Raw genomic sequence first — 14,617 nt, forward strand, 5'->3', positions numbered from 1 at the left:
ATTTCCCTCAGCAACGCATCACGGCGGGATGTTTGCGTACCCGCGATCATAGGTCCCGCCTCATCACGATCGCATCCTCGCGCCCATCGACTGCCGGATAGTAGCCACGACGACGGCCAATCTCACTGAAACCCGAGCGCTCATAAAGTGCCAGGGCAGTCGCGTTCGAAACGCGCACCTCGAGAAAGAACGCGACTGCGCCCTGATCACGGGCGAAATCCGCAATCCAGTCCAGCAACTGTCGTCCATACCCCCTGCCCTGCGCCCGAAGACTCACGCCGATGTCGAGCAGGTGCGCCTCATCGAGGACGCGCAGAACAACCGCGTACGCTAACGCTTCGCCACCAGCGTGCATCACCCAGGCATCGTTGCCGGCGGCCAGCGCATCCTCGAAGTTACGGCGCGTCCAGGGGTGTGCATGAAGGCAAGCTTCCTCAGCGCATACCCAGTCGAGGTCGGTCGCCGTCATCGGCGTGATCACGCAGGCGTTCATGAATCAGGCCCGTCCACCCCGAGCGAGTCGTTCGGCCGTCGTGAAGGCGACCTTATCGCGCACATAAAGCGGCAGCGCGTACTCAGCGGCGACCAACTCCTTCCTCAACGCCATCGCAGCGCCCAGGCGAGCGACTTCGTCCGCACGCGGCACAAGGTCGGGCCTGCACCCGGTGAGTCGGCCAAGCGTACGCGCCTCGAGTTCCTCGGGCCATGCCGCAAAAGCAGACCCTGCAGCAAACCAGTCGCCCGGCGGCAGTTCGAATGCGCCAGGTGCGTCACAGCATGGACCGTTGAGGGCGACGGGCAGGCCGTCCCCGTCAAGCTCGTAAGTGGCGTGATACATCTCGCCCATGCGCGCATCGGTAGCCACCAGCACGCGGGGTGCAGGCACCTGCAAAGCCAGAGCCTGCAGACTGCACACGGCAGCAACCCCCAGGTCGGCGCCCAGTGCAATGCCCTGTGCGACACCGCAACCCAGGCGCAAGCCGGTAAACGCACCAGGGCCTGCGCCAAACGCAACCGCATCCAGTTGTGTTGCTGCAAGGCCCGCCTCGGCCAACACTGCGCGTACGTCTCGCAACACCGCTTCGGAATGATTTGCGGCACCGTGAATACGGCGGCTGAGCAACGCTCCACCCGCAAGCAAGGCGACGCTGCCATGCTCGGTGGCGGTCTCGATCGATAGGACGTTCATGGTGGCGCCATTCTACCGGCTCGGGGCGCCCCCCGACAGGCGTCGTAAAGCCCTCGCGGGCAAGGCTCAGCGTTTGCCCCGCCCGGAGACCTTGTCGTCCTGGTAGGCCCCGCGCGCCGCATCGCTGACGTGTCGGCGCAGATGCCCGCGCTCCTCCGCACTGATGCTGCGGCGCTGCGGCGTGGTGTTACTGTCCTTGCCGGAATCCTCGAGAGTCTGCCGCCAGTCCTTCGTGGCACGCTGGACGACAGGCTTCACGGCATGCGCCTCGCCCGTGACAGCCTCGCTCACGCCCTGCGCCATTGCCTCGGCGGACGGCAGGAGCGTGGCAAGCATGCAGGCCACCACGCCCGAAATCGCGTGCAGCCTGTGCGACGTCCTCGGCTGCGAGCGTAGGACGCTCACTGCGGAAGAGGCTGATCTGGGAGTCTGATTCATCTGGTCTGTCTGGACGGCGAGTCCGTCAACGCGGCCCACCGAATATGAGGCTTCAGGCTACGGACCTTACGGCAAATGACCATCGATGTGTAGTGCGCCAGGTCAAAGCCACGGGCGTTTTGTAAGGTGATATTGCCTCTGCCCTAGGCGCTTACGAAGGGTTACCCGGCAAATTCAGTGCCCGCCGACGAGCCTACTGGCAAGCGCTCGAGACTCAGGCTAGCATTCCTCACATGAACCAGAAGACACGCTATCGCATTCTCGTCGTCGATGACGACGCACGTCTGCGCGAACTCCTGTCCCGCTACCTGCAGGAGCAGGGATTCGCCGTCAAGGCCGTGGGTGACGCACCGATGATGGATCGGGCGCTGCATCGTGAGCACTACGATCTGGTAGTGCTCGACTTGATGCTGCCGGGCGAAGATGGTCTCGCCATCTGTCGACGGCTTCGCGGCGCTGAGAACACGATCCCCATCATCATGCTGACAGCCAAGGGCGACGACGTAGACCGTATCGTCGGTCTTGAGATGGGAGCAGACGACTACATCGCCAAGCCCTTCAATCCACGCGAGCTCGTGGCGCGCATCCAGGCCGTCATGCGCAGGCAGCCGCAAACGCTGCCCGGCGCCCCGACCGCTGAGGACGAGGTCGTCGCCTTCGGCCGCGTGAAGGTGAATCTCGGCACGCGCTCGTTGACCCGGGATGATGAGGAGATCCAGCTCACCACGGGGGAGTTCTCCCTGCTCAAGGTGCTGCTGACACATCCGCGTCAGCCGCTGTCGCGTGACAAGCTCATGGAACTCGCGCGCGGGCGCGAGTACGGCGTGTTCGATCGCGCCATCGATGTCCAGGTGTCTCGCCTGCGCAAGCTGGTTGAGGACGACCCCGCCAAGCCGCGCTACCTTCAGACCGTGTGGGGCTTCGGCTATGTGTTCGTACCCGACGGGCAGAAGGGTGGCGGCGAGGAAGACGCCAAGCCGGACGCGGCCACCTGAGCCCTGGATGACCGAGGCGCCACTGCGCACACTGGAGCGGGCGGCCAGGACACCCCTGGCTGCCCGCCTGTTGCCGCATACCCTGTTGTGGCAGACCTTTCTGCTCGTCGCGCTGCTGCTCATCGTGGCGCTGGGCGCATGGTCGCAGATCTTTCGCTACGTACAGGAGCCTGCGCGCGCTCGTGACGTAGCACAGATGGTCGTATCCGTTGTGAACTTGACGCGTACCGCGCTGATCAACGCCGATATCGACCGCAGGGTGGACCTGCTCATCGACATGGCTGCGCTCGAGGGCATCCGTATCTATCCGGCCGAGCAAAGCGATGAGCTTGAGCCCTTGCCCGACACCCGACCTCATCGCTTGCTGGTGAACGATGTCAGGCGTCAGCTGGGTGAGCACACACGCTTCGCCACGCGCTGGAAGACGCTGAACGGTTTCTGGGTGAGTTTCCGCCTCGACCCCGAAGACGCCAACGATGAATACTGGGTCATGCTGCCCCCGGAGCGCATCGAGAATCCGGACAGCTTTGGCTGGCTGGGCTGGGGCGGTGGCGCCCTGCTTGCGGCCTTGCTTGGCGCCTTCCTGATCGTGTCTCGGGTAAGCGCCCCACTTCGCCAGCTCGCACGTGCGGCACGGCAGGTGGGCAGTGGGGTCACGCCGCCGCCGCAGGAAGAATCCGGCCCGCAAGAGATCGCCGTGGTCGCCCGTGCCTTCAACCAGATGACGAGCGACCTTGCGCGCATGGATGCCGATCGTGCCCTGATTCTCGCTGGTGTGTCGCATGACCTGCGCACGCCATTGGCCAGACTTCGACTCGGCATCGAAATGTCCGGCGCACCTGACGACGACGTCGCTGCGATGGTGACCGACATCGAGGAGATGGACCGCATCATCGGGCAGTTCCTTGACTTCGGGCGCGGGACACCGCAGGAGGCTTTTGCGCTGCTCGACCTCGTCACACTTTGCCGCGAGGTGTCCGACCCTTACCGCCTGCGTGGTGTCGACATACGCCTCAGCACTCCGGATCATCTGGTCGTAGCAGTTCGTGCACTGTCGCTACGACGGGCGCTGGCCAACCTGATAGACAATGCTCTCCGTTACGCGGGTGACGAGTGCCCGCTCGATATTGTCGTCAGCGTGAGTGACGATGAGGCGTGCATCGAAGTTGCAGATCGTGGCCCCGGCATCCCGGAGACAGAAGTCGAGCGCATGCGCCAGCCCTTCACCCGTCTCGAAAAGGCGCGCTCGAACACGAAGGGAGCAGGCCTTGGCCTGGCGATCGTTGAACGCATCGTGGCATCACACCACGGACGACTCGAGCTGCTGCCACGCACAGGCGGTGGCCTGAGGGCCATCCTCTGCCTGCCCGCCGTCGCAAGTGACGGCGGCCGCGATAGAATCAATCAATCAGACTTGGGCCCCGGCCACGAACCATGAAAATCCTCTTCGATCTCCTCCCCGTCATCCTGTTCTTTGCCGCCTACAAGCTCGGCGGTGCAAACCCGGATGCCGCCCATGCATTGGCCTCCGGCTGGCTCGGGGGTGACATCGCGCCGTCGCAGGCGCCCATCCTCATCGCCACGTTCGTCGCCATCGTCGCCACAGGCTTGCAGATCGCGCTTGTATGGCTCCGTCATCGCAAGGTCGACAACATGCTGTGGGTTAGCCTTGGCATCATTGTCGTGTTCGGCGGTGCCACACTGTTCTTTCACAACCCCACCTTCATCAAGTGGAAGCCGACGGCACTTTATTGGTTGTTCGGCTTCGTGTTGCTTGGATCCGCCCTGATCCTCAAGCGCAACCTCATCCGCAAAATGCTTGAAGCGCAGATCCAACTGCCCGATCAGGTGTGGGGACGGCTCAACGCCGCATGGGCGTGCTTCTTCGTTGCCATGGGTCTGCTCAACCTCTATGTCGCCTACAACTTCAGCGAAGAAGCATGGGTCAACTTCAAGATGTTCGGCGGCCTTGGCCTGATGCTCGCATTCGTTCTGGCTCAAGGCTTCTATCTGTCACGCCACATGGAAGAGGAAACCAACTGATGTACTACGCATTGATCGGCGAGGACGCACCGGGCACGCTCGATACGAGACTTGCCGTCCGTCCCGAACACGTCGCTCGCCTGGAGCTGCTGCGCAACGAAGGGCGGCTGTTGCTGGCGGGTCCGATGCCCGCAATCGACTCACCCGACCCGGGGCCTGCGGGCTTCCTGGGCAGCTTGATTGTGGCCGAGTTCGACTCGCTCGCCAGCGCTGAAGCGTGGGCACGCGAAGACCCCTATACCCGGGCCGGCGTGTTCGCGCAGGTGACCGTGCGTCCTTTCCGCAAGACCTTGCCGTGAGCGCGCAGACCGTCGAGCGCATGCGCGCAATCCTGGCCCAGGGCTTCCAGACCCGGGTACTCGAGATCGAGGACGAGAGTGCCCTGCATGCCGGCCACGCCGGCGCCCGAGAAGGCGGTGGGCACTATCGGCTTTACATCGTTTCCGATGCTTTCGAAGGCTGCAGCAGAGTGCAGCGACAGCGTATGATCTACACCGCGCTTGGCGACATGATGAAGAAGGACATCCATGCGCTTGCCATTCGCGCGCTTTCGGCCACAGAGGCCACCACACATGAAAACTGAAGGAATCTCCATGAAACAGTTCCCGAGCCGCCTCGCCGTCACGCTGCTGGCCGGCTTCCTCGCCCTCCCCGCATTCGCTGCCGACTCGCTCGCCAAGGTCAATGGCGTTGCCATTCCGGCTGCGCGTGCAGAAGCCATGATGGCCGAGCAGCGTGCCCAGGGCGTTCCCGAGAGCGAACAACTGCAGGGCGCGATCCGCGAGGAACTCGTGCGCCGCGAAGTGCTGGCGCAGGAAGCCGCCAAGAAGGGGCTGGACAAGAAGGCTGATGTGCAGGCTCAGATGGACATGGCGCGCCAAGCCATCCTGATCCGCGCCTACCTGCAGGAGTACGTACGCACCAACGCCGTGAGCGACGCCGAACTGCAGAAGGAATACGATGCCATCAAGGGGCGCATGGGCGACAAGGAATACCTCCCGCGCCATGTCCTCGTGGAGACCGAGATTGAGGCCAAGGCGATCATCGCCCGCCTGCAGAACGGTACGCCGTTTGCAGAAGTCGTCAAGGAGTCCCGTGATCCGGGCTCTCGTGAGCGTGGCGGCGAACTCGGCTGGAGCAACCCCGGCATGTTCGTGAAGCCCTTTGCCGATGCAATGGTGGGCCTCGAGAAGGGCAAGTACACCCGTACGCCGGTCAAGAGCGATTTTGGCTATCACGTCATCCAGCTCGATGACGTGCGCGCTGTCCAGGCCCCTCCGTTCGAAGAGGTGAAGCCCCAGCTTCAACAGCGCCTGCAGCAGCAGATGGTCGAACGCCATGTGCTCGAGCTGCGCGAGAAGGCGAAGGTGGAGTGACGCACTGACGGCGCGCCTGCACTGCGTCTGCCAAGTCAGGCGCGCCTACACCAAAAGGCCCGACCCGGCATGCGCCGGTCGGGCCTTTTTGCTCCGCTTGCCGCCGCCTCAGTAGGCAGCGGCCTCCGGGTCGGGGCTCAGAAGTTCTCTTCGGCGAGTTCCAGAGCACCGGCTGCACCATTGACCACCGTGTAGGCGAGGCCAGGTGCCTGCGCCAGGACGTGATCGGCATAGAAGCGTGCGGTGACGATCTTGGTCTTGTAGAAACTCGCCTCGCCCTCGCCAGCTTCCAGCTTGCGCCGGGACACCAGTGCCGCGCGCGCCATCTGCCAGCCACCGGCGACGATGCCAAGCAGCTTCAGGAAAGGCACCGAGCCAACCGAGGCCGCCTTGATGTCCTTAGCGTAGGTCGCGAGGATGTAGGCAACCGCCTCCTCCACAGCAGCGATGCCGGCACCCAGTGCCTTGCGGATGGCAGCAAAGGCCTCGCCGTCGACGGCGGCGAGTTCGGCCTCGACTGCACGCATCTGAGCCACCACGCCGGCAATGGTCACGCCGTTCTCGCGGGCGATCTTGCGGCCGATCAGGTCATTGGCCTGGATCGCAGTCGTGCCCTCGTAGATGGTCGTGATGCGAGCGTCACGGAAGTGCTGCGCTGCACCCGTCTCCTCGATGAAGCCCATGCCGCCGTGCACCTGCACGCCATCGGACGTGACGTCGATCGCGTTCTCCGTGCACCAACCCTTGACCACAGGGATCATCAGGTCGACAAAAGCCTGGTTCTGTACGCGCACGGCTTCGTCAGCATGGTTGTGCGCCTTGTCGAAGGCAGCGCCGACGACGTAGGCCAGCGCACGCATGGCTTCGGTCTTGCTCTTCATGTTCATGAGCAAGCGGCGCACATCGGCATGATGCAGGATGTTGACCTTGGGGCCGCCCCGCACGCCGGCGTCCGTACCCTGCACGCGATCCTTGGCGTACTGCAGCGCATGCTGGTAGGCGCGCTCGGACAGGGCCAGGCCTTCCATGCCGACTGCAAAGCGGGCTTCGTTCATCATGATGAACATGTACTCGAGGCCGCGGTTCGGCTCGCCGACCAGAGTGCCGATCGCGCCGCCCTTGTCGCCGAAGGCGAGCACGGCGGTCGGGCTTGCGTGGATGCCGAGCTTGTGTTCGATCGACACGCAGTGCACGTCGTTGCGTGCGCCCAGGCTGCCATCGGCATTGACGAGGAACTTCGGCACCACGAACAGCGAGATGCCCTTCACGCCTTCGGGTGCATCCGGCAGGCGGGCCAGCACGAGATGAATGATGTTGTCGGTGAGGTCGTGCTCGCCATAAGTGATGAAGATCTTCTGACCGAAGATCTTGTAGGTGCCATCACCCTGCGGCTCGGCCTTGGTACGCACGGCGGCCAGGTCGGAACCGGCCTGCGGCTCCGTCAGGTTCATGGTGCCGGTCCATTCGCCGGAGACCATCTTCGGCAGATACATGCTCTTCTGCTCATCCGTGCCGCGCAGCATGAGCGCCTCGATTGCACCACTGGTCAGCATCGGGCACAGCGAGAAGGCCATGTTGGCCGACTTCCACATCTCCATCACGCCAGTCGCCAGCAGCTTGGGCAGGCCCTGACCACCGTATTCGGGGTCGCAAGGAAGTGCAGTCCACCCAGATTCGGTGAATTGCTTGTAGGCGTCCTTCCAGCCTGGTGCGGTCGCGACTTCACCGTCGCTCCATTTGGCACCCTCCTGGTCACCAGTCCAGTTCAGCGGGGCCAGCACGCCGGACGCAAACTTGTCGGCCTCCTCGAGAATTGCGTCCACGAGGTCGGCAGACACTTCCTCGTTGCCCGGCAGTTGGATCATGGCATCGAGGTCGGCGAGTTCGTTCATGACGAACTGCATGTCACGGAGAGGGGCGTTGTAGTTGCTCATCAGGGTCGTCGCTCCAGGGAAGGTGTATTAAGCCGATACGGATTTGTTACTTGCCGATCAGGTAACGGCGATCGTCGAATGCCGCCACCCAGTCGGGTCGATAGACCACCATCAGCGTGATGACTGCCCCGCTGATCCAGGCCTCAGAAAAACCGAGCAGCAGGAAGAACGGCAAATACTCGCCAAGGAGGAAACCGGCACTGTATGCGCCAGCAAGCACCAACGAGAGCGAGCTCACCGTTCCCTGCAAGATCACCGTCAGCGCGGCACCCGCGAAGCTGGTGAGGAATACGAACACGAAGAAGTGCGCCGGCAACCAGCGCTCGATCGCACGCTGAATCGCGTAGGCGAGGCCTACCGGCACCACGGCCATCAGCACGAAGTTGAGCGGCCATGCCACCCAATCCACGGCGCCATTCAAGGTCACACCGGTCAATGCCAGCGCGAGCGCCACCAGGGCAAGCCACGGACCGAGCGCCAGCGTTGCAGCCATCGCTCCCAGCATGTGCAGGTTCAAGCCGGGTTGCACCCCGGCCTTCAGGCTCCACATCAGCATCACGCCGACGGCGAAACCCAGCAAGAGATTGACCTGACTGCCGTCACGCAGCCGCGCCCAGGGAGCGCGGCGCGCGATACCGTATAAAGCCGCCAGCGTGATCGCCAGCATCACTCCATGCCACGCCGTGGAATACAGCGATGCAGGAAGGTTCACGCTGGCGACCGCGCCGGTACTGACCGATCAGACCGCGCCGGTCAGCTCGGGCACGACCTGGAACAGGTCGCCCACGAGACCGTAGTCTGCAACCTGGAAGATCGGCGCTTCGGGGTCCTTGTTGATCGCCACGATCACCTTGGAATCCTTCATGCCTGCCAGGTGCTGGATCGCCCCCGAGATACCGATGGCGATATAGAGCTGCGGCGCAACGATCTTGCCAGTCTGACCGACCTGGTAGTCGTTCGGCACATAGCCCGCGTCGACCGCCGCGCGCGATGCACCCAGCGCCGCACCGAGCTTGTCGGCGAGCGGTTCGAGCAACTGGTGGTAGTTGTCACCGCTGCCAAGACCACGACCACCGGAAACGATGATCTTGGCCGCCCCGAGCTCGGGACGCGCGCTCTTCGTGATCTCGCGGCCAACCAGCGCGGTCGTGCCCAGATCAGCGCCTGCGGCAACCGCCTCGACCGGCGCGGCATTGCCGTCGCCTGCGGCATCGAAGGCTGTGGTGCGCACGGTAATCAACTTGATGGCATCCGCACTCTTGACGGTCGCCAGCGCATTGCCGGCGTAGATCGGGCGGACGAAGGTGTCGGGCGCCTCAACAGCGACGATATCGCTGATCTGTGCGACGTCGAGCAGCGCGGCCACGCGCGGCAGCATGTTCTTGCCAGCCGAGGTGGCGGGCGCAAGCACGTGACTGTAGCCCTGCGCCAGACCCTTCACCAACTCGGCAACGTTCTCGGCGGTCTGGGCCTCGTAGTGGGGCGCGTCGCACACCAGCACCTTGGCCACGCCGGCGACCTTGGCCGCCGCCTCTGCCGCGGCGCTGCAACCGGCGCCTGCAACAAGCACGTGTACGTCGCCGCCGAGCTTGCCTGCTGCGGTGACGGTGTTGAGCGTGGCGGCCTTGATGGACTGATTGTCGTGTTCAGCAATGACGAGAATGGCCATGTTCAGATCACCTTCGCAACGTTCTTGAGTTTGTCGACCAGCTGCGCAACATCAGCCACGCGTTCACCTGCACTGCGCTTGGGCGGCTCGGAGACCTTGAGGGTGGTCAGGCGCGGAGCAACATCGACGCCCAGATCGGCAGGCTTGACGGTGTCGAGCGGCTTTTTCTTGGCCTTCATGATGTTGGGCAGCGTGGCGTAGCGCGGCTCGTTCAGGCGCAGATCGGTGGTCACCACCGCCGGCAGCGAGACGGACAGCGTCTCGAGGCCGCCGTCGATCTCGCGCGTCACCGCCGCCTTGCCGTCGGCAAGCGCCACCTTCGACGCAAACGTTGCCTGCGGCCAGCCCATCAGCGCAGAAAGCATCTGGCCGGTCTGGTTGGCGTCATCATCGATGGCCTGCTTGCCGCAGATCACCAGGTTAGGCTGCTCTTTGTCGCACACCGCCTTGAGCAGCTTGGCAACGGCCAGGGGCTGCAGCTCGACGTCTGTCTCTACCAGGACGCCGCGATCGGCACCGATAGCCATCGCCGCGCGCAAGGTTTCCTGGCAAGCACCGATGCCGCAACTTACCGCAACGACTTCGGTGGCCACACCGGCCTCTTTCAGGCGCACAGCTTCTTCCACTGCGATCTCGTCGAAGGGGTTCATGCTCATCTTGACGTTGGCGATGTCCACACCACTGCCGTCGGCCTTGACGCGAACCTTGACGTTGTAATCGACAACGCGTTTGACGGGTACCAGAATCTTCACTCTGCCGCGCTCCTCTGTTATTACTGATTGAGTCCCTGCACCGCGTACAGGGACTCATGAATTATGTCACCGCCCTCACCGGAAGGCACTGCTGCACTGCGGCACAGAAGCCATACGGATTGGTATGGCGCATACGGTAGCGTATGGAGGCAGAATCGTCAATACTACGCCGTATGGAAACCATAGCAAAGAAACCCCGCACCCAGCTCGATCGCGACGCCTGGATTGTCGGCGCAATCGAAGTCCTGGCCGAAGAAGGCATTGCCGGCCTGCGGGTGGAAGTCCTGGCCAAGCGCCTCAAGGTCACCAAGGGCAGCTTCTACTGGCACTTCACCGATCGCCGCGACCTGCTCCTCGGTGTTCTGCAGCACTGGAAGGAAGGGCGCATCCGCGACATCATCAAACAGACGCGAGCCCAGCCGGGGCGCGAGCTTGAGCAGATCTACCACGTCATCGACGTGTACAGCGCGAATCGAAGCCGGCGCGGCATGATGATCGAGCTTGCAGTGCGCGACTGGGCGCGTCGCGACGCGGAGGCAAGCGCAATCGTCGCCGAAGTCGATGATGTCCGCCTGCGCTGTGCGCGCGAGCTCTTTCTCGCCTGTGGTGTACCACTCGAAGAAGCTTCGAGCCGATGCATGCTGCTCTATGCGTACGTATTTGGCGTTTCGCTGATGATCTACGACAAGTTCGACAGCGACATCCCACGCCTGAAGCGCGACATTGCAGATCTCATCGCCCGGTCGTCGAGTCCGCGTGCCTGAGCCCGCGGGGCAATCGTGCCTGCGACTCATCCAGGCTGCCACCCGCCCAGCGCTGCGCTTGCGTTGCGACCCGTAACCGCCACCACCTCATCGACCCCAATACCGCGTAATCCTGCAAGCACTTCTGCATAGCGTTTGAGGTTGCACGGCAGATTGCGGCTGCCCTGCCCCCACGCCGGAGGGATATCCGGGGCATCGGTCTCGAGCACGATGACATCGAGCGGCAGGCAACGCGCCAGGTCGCGGATACGGGTGGAACCATCGAAGGTCATTGCCCCCCCGAATCCCAGTTTGAAGCCGAGTGCAATGAACTGCTCGGCCTGCTGACGGCTACCATTGAAGGCGTGGGCAATACCGCCACGCAATTCGAAGCGGCGCAACTGGGCAAGGATGGGGTCGATCGCTCGACGCACATGAAGGATCACTGGCAAGGCATGCCGACGCGCCAGTCTGAGCTGAGCGACGAAGAACTCGTGCTGGCGGACCGGATCGACGTCGGTGACATGGTTGTCCAGCCCGATCTCGCCGACTGCGACCACCCCACCGCGCTGCAACTCGTCGTCCAGCACATCAAGGTCCGCCATCTGCGCCTGCATGACGTAAAGCGGGTGAATACCCAGCGCACAGCAGGTGTCGGTCCGCGCACCTGCAAGCGCGCGGACCGCGGCGAAGTTAGCCGCGGCAACGGCCGGCACCACGAAACCTGCGACCCCTGCGGCGCGTGCCTGTGAGATCAGCGCCTCGCGGTCGCCGTCGAACTCCGCTGCGTCGAGATGGACATGGGTGTCGATGAGCATGTGCGGCAGTTCCCGGCGCGGCCGCTCGCGTCAGCGCCCCTTGAACGCTGGCTTGCGCTTGGCGATGAAGGCGTCGATGCCCTCGGCAGCGTCTTCGCACATCGCGTTGCACGCCATCGTCTCGGCCGCAACCTGGTAGGCGGCGTCGATTCCCATTTCGAGTTGCTTGTAGAACAGCTGCTTGCCCATGCGGATGGCAACCGGCGACTTGGCAACGATCGACGCAGCAAGGGCAGCAATCTCATCATCGAGTTGCTCGATCGGGACGACACGGTTCACCAGGCCGCGGCGCTGAGCCTCCCGAGCGTCGATGAAGTCCCCGGTCACCAGCATCTCGAAGGCCTCCTTGCGCCCCATGTTGCGCGACAGGCCGACACCCGGCGTAGCGCAGAACAGCCCCACATTGATACCACTCACGGCAAAGCGCGCCACGTCAGCCGCGACCGCGAGGTCGCACATCGACACCAGTTGGCAACCTGCCGCGGTAGCGATGCCATGGACACGGGCAATCACGGGCTGCGGCATTTCGGTCAGCTTCATCATGAACTTGCCGCACAGGCGAAACAGGCGTTGCTGGAACTCGAGCGCGTGATTGGCACGCATCTCCTTGAGATCGTGCCCGGCGCAGAACGCCTTGCCCTCGCCCGCCAGAACGACAACACGAACGCTCTCGTCACGCGCGATCTCATCCACAGCCGCGATCAGGGTCTCGAGCATCGCGAACGACAGTGAGTTGAACTGCGCAGGCCGGTTCAGCGTGAGGGTGGTCACGCCGTTGCGGTCTTCACGCAACAGCATCGGCTGGTCATCGGGAACGGGTACTGCGCTCATGTCTCGCCTCCGTAATCAGAATGGGGAACAGTCATCGTTATTTACGTTAACGTCAACGTACACCAATACTACCGCGCACTGTGTCCCAAGGCCATCGTCAAACGCGAGCGGGCATGGATGCGCTCTGCATCCGTGCCCGCCCCTGTGCTACCCGAAGGACGCCGTCGAGCGCGCCTGGTCGCGCAGCACGAATTTCTGGATCTTGCCCGTGGATGTCTTGGGCAGCTCGCCGAAGATGATGCGCTTGGGTACCTTGAAGCCAGCGAGGTGTTCACGGCAGTGGGCAACGAGCGTGTCGGCGGCCACCTCCGCCCCTTCGCGAAGCTCCACGAAGGCGCACGGCACTTCCCCCCATTTGTCGTCGGGCAGCGCCACCACCGCAGCAGCCATGACCGCAGGGTGCTTGTACAACGCATCCTCGACCTCGATCGACGAGATGTTCTCACCACCGGAGATGATGATGTCCTTGGAGCGATCCTTGATCTTGACGTAGCCATCAGGCTGCATCACCGCCAGATCGCCGGTGTGGTACCAGCCGCCGCGGAACGACTCCGCCGTCGCATCGGGGTTCTTGAGATAGCCCTTCATGACCAGGTTGCCGCGGAACATGATCTCGCCCATCGTTTCACCATCCCAGGGCACGGGCTCCATGGTGGCTGGGTCCATGACCGTGATTCCTTCCTGGGCGTGGTAGCGCACGCCCTGCCGGCCATTGAGCGACACCTGCTCGGCCAGCGGCAGTTCGCGCCACTCATCGTGCTTGGCGCACACTGCGGCAGGCCCGTAGGTTTCCGTCAGCCCATACACATGGGTGATGTCGAAGCCGATCTTCGCCATCCCCTCGATCACCGCAGCTGGCGGCGGTGCTGCCGCCACCAGGCCGGACACCTTGTGGTTGATGCCCTTGCGCCATTCCTCGGGCGCATTGGCAAGCATCGAGTGCACGATCGGCGCACCGCAGTAATGCGTGACACCGTGCTCGCGGATGGCGTCGAAGATGAGTCGCGGATCGACTCGGCGCAGGCACACGTTGACGCCCGCGTTGGCCGCCATCGTCCATGCAAAGCACCAGCCGTTGCAGTGGAACATGGGCAGGGTCCACAGATAGACCGCATGCGGCGGCATGCCCCAGGACACGATGTTGGACATCGCATTCAGGTAGGCCCCGCGGTGGTGATACACCACCCCCTTCGGGTTGCCGGTCGTGCCCGAGGTGTAGTTGAGCGAAATGGCGTCCCACTCGTCTGCAGGCTGCTCGAACACGAAATCGGCGCTACCGCCTGCAATCAGTGCCTCATAGTTCATGCGCCCGAGGCATTCGCCCGGCCCTGTGTACTCCGGATCGTCCACATCGATCACCACCAGGTCTGCCCGCCCGGCCAGTTCCACCGCCTTCTTCACCATGCGCGAATACTCGCGGTCGGTGATCAGCACCCTCGCTTCAGCGTGATTGAGGATGAACGCGACCGCCTCTGCGTCCAGGCGGGTGTTGATCGTATTGAGCACCGCCCCACAAGCCGGCACGCCAAAATGGCATTCGAACATCTCGGGGGTGTTGTTGAGGATCGCAGCAACGGTGTCGCCCTTACCGATGCCCAATTGCTTCAGGGCCGACGCCAGGCGGCGGCAGCGCACATAGCTCTCGCGCCAGGTGTAGCGGCGCGCGCCGTGGATGACCGCGACACGCTCGGGATAAATGTAGGCACTGCGCTCGATGAAGGTTAGCGGCGTCAGCGGCACGTAGTTCGCCACGGTCTTCTCAAGCCCTTGTGCGTAGGGCGACAGTCTCGTCTCGCTCATCTCGTCTCCTTATGGTGGTTCCCCGCCCT

Annotated in this window: 17 protein-coding genes; 7 read left to right on the forward strand and 10 right to left on the reverse strand. The window is 63.4% G+C overall.

Going from position 1 to position 14,617, the window contains the following annotated elements; translation table 11 throughout:
• Window positions 1-46: 46 nt before the first annotated feature.
• The 3 genes from rimI to LQF09_RS10720 all read right to left on the reverse strand — a co-directional run bounded on the left by rimI (window position 47) and on the right by LQF09_RS10720 (window position 1,525).
• On the reverse strand, window positions 47-493 hold the full coding sequence (gene rimI / locus LQF09_RS10710) for a ribosomal protein S18-alanine N-acetyltransferase (protein ID WP_270067940.1): 447 nt from the start codon (window positions 491-493) through the stop codon (window positions 47-49).
• Window positions 494-496: 3 nt separating this feature from the next.
• Entirely contained in the window at window positions 497-1,189 is a 693-nt protein-coding gene (gene tsaB, locus LQF09_RS10715; protein WP_002937479.1) for a tRNA (adenosine(37)-N6)-threonylcarbamoyltransferase complex dimerization subunit type 1 TsaB, read from the reverse strand.
• A gap of 66 nt (window positions 1,190-1,255) precedes the next feature.
• Window positions 1,256-1,525, reverse strand: a complete 270-nt coding sequence (locus LQF09_RS10720; RefSeq protein WP_002929012.1) for a hypothetical protein — start codon at window positions 1,523-1,525, stop codon at window positions 1,256-1,258.
• A 335-nt stretch (window positions 1,526-1,860) separates the two neighbouring features.
• On the opposite strand from LQF09_RS10720, the gene ompR reads away from it, so the two are divergent.
• From ompR to LQF09_RS10750, 6 genes are read left to right on the forward strand one after another with little or no spacing between them, the layout of a single operon-like run.
• Window positions 1,861-2,622, forward strand: a complete 762-nt coding sequence (gene ompR, locus LQF09_RS10725; protein WP_002929010.1) for an osmolarity response regulator transcription factor OmpR — start codon at window positions 1,861-1,863, stop codon at window positions 2,620-2,622.
• 7 nt (window positions 2,623-2,629) lie between these two features.
• Window positions 2,630-4,060, forward strand: coding sequence for a sensor histidine kinase (locus LQF09_RS10730; RefSeq protein ID WP_002929007.1), 1,431 nt, complete (start codon window positions 2,630-2,632; stop codon window positions 4,058-4,060).
• On the forward strand, window positions 4,057-4,665 hold the full coding sequence (locus tag LQF09_RS10735) for a septation protein A (protein ID WP_002937484.1): 609 nt from the start codon (window positions 4,057-4,059) through the stop codon (window positions 4,663-4,665). Before LQF09_RS10730 ends, LQF09_RS10735 begins: the two co-directional genes overlap by 4 nt.
• On the forward strand, window positions 4,665-4,964 hold the full coding sequence (locus LQF09_RS10740; protein ID WP_002929005.1) for a YciI family protein: 300 nt from the start codon (window positions 4,665-4,667) through the stop codon (window positions 4,962-4,964). The genes LQF09_RS10735 and LQF09_RS10740 overlap by 1 nt, the downstream gene beginning before the upstream one ends.
• On the forward strand, window positions 4,961-5,248 hold the full coding sequence (locus LQF09_RS10745; RefSeq protein WP_002929004.1) for a BolA family protein: 288 nt from the start codon (window positions 4,961-4,963) through the stop codon (window positions 5,246-5,248). The genes LQF09_RS10740 and LQF09_RS10745 overlap by 4 nt, the downstream gene beginning before the upstream one ends.
• A gap of 10 nt (window positions 5,249-5,258) precedes the next feature.
• Window positions 5,259-6,041: a peptidylprolyl isomerase gene (locus tag LQF09_RS10750; RefSeq protein WP_270067941.1), complete on the forward strand. Its 783-nt coding sequence runs from the start codon at window positions 5,259-5,261 to the stop codon at window positions 6,039-6,041.
• A 137-nt stretch (window positions 6,042-6,178) separates the two neighbouring features.
• Here the strand turns inward: LQF09_RS10750 and LQF09_RS10755 are convergent, their stop codons facing one another.
• Genes LQF09_RS10755 through LQF09_RS10770 form a run of 4 tightly spaced genes read right to left on the reverse strand, consistent with a single transcriptional unit; the run spans window position 6,179 to window position 10,396 of the window.
• A complete protein-coding gene (locus LQF09_RS10755; protein WP_270067942.1) occupies window positions 6,179-7,975 on the reverse strand; it encodes an acyl-CoA dehydrogenase in 1,797 nt (598 codons plus the stop codon).
• A gap of 46 nt (window positions 7,976-8,021) precedes the next feature.
• Complete coding sequence (locus LQF09_RS10760; RefSeq protein ID WP_270067943.1) at window positions 8,022-8,687, reverse strand: energy-coupling factor ABC transporter permease; 666 nt, start codon at window positions 8,685-8,687, stop codon at window positions 8,022-8,024.
• A 27-nt stretch (window positions 8,688-8,714) separates the two neighbouring features.
• Window positions 8,715-9,644 carry an electron transfer flavoprotein subunit alpha/FixB family protein gene (locus LQF09_RS10765; RefSeq protein ID WP_002937489.1) on the reverse strand — a complete coding sequence of 310 codons (930 nt, stop codon included), beginning with the start codon at window positions 9,642-9,644 and terminating at the stop codon, window positions 8,715-8,717.
• Window positions 9,645-9,646: 2 nt separating this feature from the next.
• The gene (locus LQF09_RS10770) at window positions 9,647-10,396 is read right to left on the reverse strand and encodes an electron transfer flavoprotein subunit beta/FixA family protein (protein ID WP_002928997.1); all 750 of its coding nucleotides are present in this window, start codon (window positions 10,394-10,396) and stop codon (window positions 9,647-9,649) included.
• A gap of 173 nt (window positions 10,397-10,569) precedes the next feature.
• Between LQF09_RS10770 and LQF09_RS10775 the strand changes: the two genes are divergently transcribed.
• Window positions 10,570-11,160, forward strand: coding sequence for a TetR/AcrR family transcriptional regulator (locus LQF09_RS10775; protein WP_002928995.1), 591 nt, complete (start codon window positions 10,570-10,572; stop codon window positions 11,158-11,160).
• A gap of 26 nt (window positions 11,161-11,186) precedes the next feature.
• Here LQF09_RS10775 and LQF09_RS10780 read toward each other — a convergent pair whose 3' ends face one another.
• The 3 genes from LQF09_RS10780 to LQF09_RS10790 form a co-directional block, all read right to left on the reverse strand.
• Complete coding sequence (locus LQF09_RS10780) at window positions 11,187-11,957, reverse strand: TatD family hydrolase (RefSeq protein WP_002928992.1); 771 nt, start codon at window positions 11,955-11,957, stop codon at window positions 11,187-11,189.
• A gap of 30 nt (window positions 11,958-11,987) precedes the next feature.
• Window positions 11,988-12,788, reverse strand: coding sequence for an enoyl-CoA hydratase (locus tag LQF09_RS10785; protein ID WP_002928989.1), 801 nt, complete (start codon window positions 12,786-12,788; stop codon window positions 11,988-11,990).
• A 147-nt stretch (window positions 12,789-12,935) separates the two neighbouring features.
• The gene (locus tag LQF09_RS10790) at window positions 12,936-14,588 is read right to left on the reverse strand and encodes an acyl-CoA synthetase (protein ID WP_270067944.1); all 1,653 of its coding nucleotides are present in this window, start codon (window positions 14,586-14,588) and stop codon (window positions 12,936-12,938) included.
• Window positions 14,589-14,617 lie beyond the last annotated feature (29 nt).

This window comes from Thauera sp. WB-2, from assembly GCF_027594845.1.
Lineage (GTDB): Bacteria > Pseudomonadota > Gammaproteobacteria > Burkholderiales > Rhodocyclaceae > Thauera > Thauera mechernichensis.

What these genes read in the sequence shown, in the direction of transcription:
- rimI (WP_270067940.1), bottom strand. Translation starts at nt 493, where the DNA reads ATGAACGCCTGCGTGATCACGCCGATGACGGCGACCGACCTCGACTGG.
- tsaB (WP_002937479.1), bottom strand. Translation starts at nt 1,189, where the DNA reads ATGAACGTCCTATCGATCGAGACCGCCACCGAGCATGGCAGCGTCGCC.
- LQF09_RS10720 (WP_002929012.1), bottom strand. Translation starts at nt 1,525, where the DNA reads ATGCTTGCCACGCTCCTGCCGTCCGCCGAGGCAATGGCGCAGGGCGTG.
- ompR (WP_002929010.1), top strand. Translation starts at nt 1,861, where the DNA reads ATGAACCAGAAGACACGCTATCGCATTCTCGTCGTCGATGACGACGCA.
- LQF09_RS10730 (WP_002929007.1), top strand. Translation starts at nt 2,630, where the DNA reads ATGACCGAGGCGCCACTGCGCACACTGGAGCGGGCGGCCAGGACACCC.
- LQF09_RS10735 (WP_002937484.1), top strand. Translation starts at nt 4,057, where the DNA reads ATGAAAATCCTCTTCGATCTCCTCCCCGTCATCCTGTTCTTTGCCGCC.
- LQF09_RS10740 (WP_002929005.1), top strand. Translation starts at nt 4,665, where the DNA reads ATGTACTACGCATTGATCGGCGAGGACGCACCGGGCACGCTCGATACG.
- LQF09_RS10750 (WP_270067941.1), top strand. Translation starts at nt 5,259, where the DNA reads ATGAAACAGTTCCCGAGCCGCCTCGCCGTCACGCTGCTGGCCGGCTTC.
- LQF09_RS10755 (WP_270067942.1), bottom strand. Translation starts at nt 7,975, where the DNA reads ATGAGCAACTACAACGCCCCTCTCCGTGACATGCAGTTCGTCATGAAC.
- LQF09_RS10765 (WP_002937489.1), bottom strand. Translation starts at nt 9,644, where the DNA reads ATGGCCATTCTCGTCATTGCTGAACACGACAATCAGTCCATCAAGGCC.
- LQF09_RS10775 (WP_002928995.1), top strand. Translation starts at nt 10,570, where the DNA reads ATGGAAACCATAGCAAAGAAACCCCGCACCCAGCTCGATCGCGACGCC.
- LQF09_RS10780 (WP_002928992.1), bottom strand. Translation starts at nt 11,957, where the DNA reads ATGCTCATCGACACCCATGTCCATCTCGACGCAGCGGAGTTCGACGGC.
- LQF09_RS10785 (WP_002928989.1), bottom strand. Translation starts at nt 12,788, where the DNA reads ATGAGCGCAGTACCCGTTCCCGATGACCAGCCGATGCTGTTGCGTGAA.
- LQF09_RS10790 (WP_270067944.1), bottom strand. Translation starts at nt 14,588, where the DNA reads ATGAGCGAGACGAGACTGTCGCCCTACGCACAAGGGCTTGAGAAGACC.